4 protein-coding genes are annotated in these 4350 nt (G+C 63.2%); all 4 read right to left on the reverse strand.

The window, feature by feature from the left end; genetic code table 11:
- Window positions 1-146: 146 nt before the first annotated feature.
- Window positions 147-2279: a ParB/RepB/Spo0J family partition protein gene (locus AB4Y99_RS26080; protein ID WP_441525368.1), complete on the reverse strand. Its 2133-nt coding sequence runs from the start codon at window positions 2277-2279 to the stop codon at window positions 147-149.
- A 75-nt stretch (window positions 2280-2354) separates the two neighbouring features.
- Entirely contained in the window at window positions 2355-2852 is a 498-nt protein-coding gene (locus tag AB4Y99_RS26085) for a hypothetical protein (protein ID WP_441525369.1), read from the reverse strand.
- On the reverse strand, window positions 2852-3814 hold the full coding sequence (locus AB4Y99_RS26090) for an ArdC family protein (protein WP_441525370.1): 963 nt from the start codon (window positions 3812-3814) through the stop codon (window positions 2852-2854). Before AB4Y99_RS26090 ends, AB4Y99_RS26085 begins: the two co-directional genes overlap by 1 nt.
- Before the next feature lie 213 nt (window positions 3815-4027).
- On the reverse strand, window positions 4028-4350 hold a 323-nt coding region (locus AB4Y99_RS26095), incomplete at its 5' end, for a putative quinol monooxygenase (protein ID WP_441525371.1).

The raw sequence follows: 4350 nt of genomic DNA on the forward strand, positions 1-4350 counted from the left end.
TGAGCGAACCGAGCGGCGCGGTGTCATGGACGATATGTGCGGACATGGAAACAATCTCCAGAAAAGAGAAAGGCCCGGCAGATGCCGAGCCTGGATGGTTGGGATGGAAAGAAACGGGGCGACCGGAGCCGCCCCGCCGGTGAGGATTACTCGGCCGCGATCAGATGGGCCGTGTCGTCCTCGCTTTGGTCCGGCTCGTCGTCACCGGCGAGGAAATCAGGCAGCGCATCGGTATCGTCCTCGGGGGCAATGTCGTCCGGCACCTGCTCGATGTCGGCCAGACGCAGAGGTTCGGGTAGCCAGCCGGTATCGGCCAGCAGGCGTTCCGCCTCCTTGGCCATGTCGCCCTTCTTCAGGTGCTCGATGAGGGACGCCGCCCGTTCACCGGCGCCCTCACGCACGGCTTCGAGGATGCGGGGCTTGGTGACACGGCCGAGATAGTTCTCGACCGTCGGCCGCCATCCTGCGCCCTCGACCATATCGAGGTCCGTGGCGCGCGCCAGCCGGTCGGCCTGAGACAGCCGCTGATCCAGACTACGCTGTGAAAGCCCGGAGCCGCCATTACGGTCGACCTTTTCATAAAGCGCATTCACGCCATAGGCGACGCAATGGGCGAGCAGCACCATGCGGCTGGCGTCGTCAAGCACGGCGATCCACTCCCACAGTGCATCGTCGTCGGTCGGTAGGTCCGCCTTCCAGTCCTGATACCGCGTCGCGATCGCCTTGGCCGACGGGCTGTCCTTCAGGTCGGTGCCCTGAGTCGAGAAGAAGTGGTGGCGCACGGTGACTTCCAGGCATCCGCTCGGCGCGGAATAGTGGTAGCGCTCCATCACCAGCCGATGCAGCAGCGCCGTCATGGCGACATGCGGATTGTTCGCCAGCGCATCGTGCAGCGCGAGCGTCTTGTGCGCCGTCAGCTCCGAGACCAGCCGTTCGGGCAGCGGCTTGATGACGTTCTCCTCTTCCTCCTCCGGTTCGGTCGGCTGGCCGCCAATGGTGATGACGGCGCGCTGCGCAGCGGGGATCGAAGACGCCGAACCATCGGGCGAAGTCCCGTCGTTTCGGTCACCTTCGCCGTCCACGACCAGGGGCGCTTCGTCCTCGGGATGGACATAACCGCGATCGACCGACAGGTGACCTTCGCGATCGATGCTGATGAACACACCGGCGCGGGTGATCTCGGTCGGGTCATAGATGACGGGGCGATCCTCGAGGGCGGCGAGGGCGGTTTCGATCTCACCGACCCGTTCGTCCACCACGTCGGGATATTGCTCGGCCTCGGCATATTCGGCTTCAAGGGCCTCGTATTCCGCAGTCAGGGCGTCGAAGGTCGCCTGTTCCTCATCGGTCAGGGGCGCCGCCGTGCCGATCAGCCGACGGAGGCCGTGACCGTGGCCATAGGGCGTCTCGACCCTGGCATCGACCCACTTCCAGCCCTCGGCGCCGATAGCCTCGGCTTCCGCCTTCAGCTTGTCGTCGGTGAGCTGGTCGAGCAGTCCGACATCCTGCAGCCAGCCGCCATCGTCGGACTGGAACAGGTCATTCAGGACGATGCCACCGGCGACCTCATAGGCGGCGAGACCGACGAACTGTGCCCGCTTGTCGGAGGCGCGCACCGTGGTTTCGGTGAGCATGCGCCGGACCTGATGCGGCTCCTTCGACCACGAATCCTTGATCGCATCCCAGACCTGTTCCTGGCGGGCATGGTCGGGATTGACGGTGAAGGCCATGAGCTGCTCCAGCGTCACGATGTCCTCGGCATACAGGTCGAGGAGCGAGGGCGCGACGGAGGCCAGGCGCAGGCGTTGCTTCACGATATTGACCGAGACGAAGAACGCGGCGGCGATCTCTTCCTCGGACATGCCCTTGAGGCGCATATCCTGAAACGCGCGGTACTGGTCGAGGGGATGGAGCGGGGCGCGCTGGAGGTTTTCGGCCAGGCTGTCGTCCTCAAGGAGGATGTCGCTGCCGGCTTCACGCACGACGCAGGGCACCGGCGCAGTCTTCGCCAGGCGCTTGGCCTTGACCAGCAGTTCAAGCGCCCGGTAGCGGCGGCCGCCAGCGGGGATTTCGAACATGCCGGTCTCATTGCCATCGGCATCGATGACCGGACGCACATTGAGGCCCTGTAGTAGGCCGCGCCGGGCGATGTCCCGCGAGAGTTCCTCGATCGACACGCCCGCCTTGACCTTGCGGACATTCGACTGGCTGAGGACCAGCTTGTTGAAGGGAATGTCGCGCGAGGACGACAGGGTGATTTTCTGAGCAGCAGTAGCCATCGTGGTAGTCTCCGCGACGGGCGCCGAGAGCCTCTCTCTCGACCTCAACCCGTCACGAAAATCCCCACACTCCTCTCACTCTCGGGATGGGCGATCCGTCGTGTCCAGAAGCAATTTGACTGCTTCCAGATGGTCGACCAGCGGTGCAATGACCCTGGCCGCATCCGGGAGAGTCCATCCCAGGATCTGCGGATAGCGAAAGGCCTGGAAGGCGTGAGGTTGATCCAGGGCTTCCACGAGGATCGCAAGGCCGGTTCTGTCCTTTGGGTGGAATCCTCCCTTAACAGCTTGGCGGTGGCAGCGTTCGAGACTGTGACCTATCGCCATCAGCCGCTCCTCGTCGTGCCCCTGATGGCTCAGCACTGCCTTGAGCGAGAGTTCCAGCGCATGAGCGACAAGCATCAAGAACGGCTCGCGCACGCCGCCGATATTGCCACACCGGGAGAGGCGGGTGGCCGCTTCGGCGTAACGTTCGCCCATGGCCAGATATTGGCGATCACGGCGATGATCGCTGCGGATGGGATCGTTCTCCGTCGATGGGGAGGGAGAGCTGGTTGCGGAAAGCACGGTCATCACGCCGCCTCCTGCTCATCGTCAAAATCGGTAATGGGTGAGGTCTGCTCCTGACCGGGCAGGAAGGACAAAATCCAGTCGGCCGCCTTGCTGGCGTGACTGGCGGCCCGGACGATGGCGCGGTTGTCCTCGCGAAGGCATTCCAGCCAGGAGCCGATGTAGTCCGCGTGGCGCACGGTTGGCTCAATGCCGAGCGATGCGCAGCAAAATGCTGAAATGAGTTCGGCCGTGATTTCCTCGACCGAATAGAGCTTCGAGCCGAAGGAGCCGGAGAGATTCCGGTTCAGCCGATGGGGCGCTCCGCTGGCGTGGCCGATTTCGTGCAGCGCCGTCCGGTGCCAGTTGATCGGCTCGAAATAGGCGTGCGGAGGCGGGACCTGCACATAGTCATGGGCGGGAACGTAGTAGGCGCGATTGCCACCGATGCGGAAGTCGATGCCGGTCGCCTTGATGAGTGCTTCGACCTTCGGCTCAATCAGGCCGGGCAGCGGTGGCGGTGCGACGACGTTGACATCCTCGGGCAGGCCCTGGCATTGCGCCGCATTGAAGACGGTGAACCGCTTCAGGAATGGGATTGCGTGTGCATCCTCACCGGTTTCGCGGGCGCGTTTCTTCTCGTCGTCGGGAACGAAACGGTCGGCATAGACGACGGTAGTGCCGTGTTCGCCCTTGCGGACATTGCCTCCCATTGACAGGGCCTGGCGAAACGTCAGCCAGCTCTGGCCGGGAAAGCCATGCTGGATCACGGCGCCCCAAAGGATCAGGACATTGATACCGGAGTAGCCGCGGCGTGTGACGGCATTCTTCGGCATAGCGAGCGGCGCCTTGGCAGCCGCCGTTCCCCAGGGCTGGACCCAGGGCACGCGGCCTTCTTCCAGCTCGGCGATAATCTTGTTGGTGATGTCGTCATAAAGGTTCGTGCGATCTGTGCCGGCACGGGCGCTGCGATCGTATCTGGCCATCGGGGTTGCTCCGCGACGGGCGCCGGAGACCTCTTCTCCAGCCTTCAACCCGTCACGGCGAAACCGGCCAAACTCTCGCTCTCGGGGGGGCGTTGCGGGGTTTCCCCGCTGATGGGGGTGTGCCGGCGACCTTGGCGCCGACCAGGGGGAAGGCTTTCCCCCGCAGATACGTCTATCCGTAAAACCGGAAACACGCCGATCCGTAATCAGGACCTACGCCGGTGTTGGCCTGACGCCGGCTGCCGAACCTGCAGGAAACGCATCCATCAGGATGAAAGTCGCATCTTGCCGCTGATGAGCATTGATGAGCGGAACCAGCCGGGTGAAATGCTCGGTGGCACAATGGGCATCGAGCGCCGCCCGATCCGGCCATTCTTCGATGAAGATGAAGTGGCCGGGATCTTTCTGATCCACGAACAAATCATAGGCTATGCAGAGTTCTTCTTGCCGGGTTTTCTCGATCAGTTCCCAATAGAGCGGCAGAACAATCTCGACGGCCTCCAGTTTGATGAAGTCCTGAGCGATGACTTTTAACA

The organism is Allobosea sp. TAB14 (genome assembly GCF_052113865.1).
In the GTDB taxonomy this organism is placed as follows: Bacteria; Pseudomonadota; Alphaproteobacteria; order Rhizobiales; family Beijerinckiaceae; genus Allobosea; species Allobosea spartocytisi.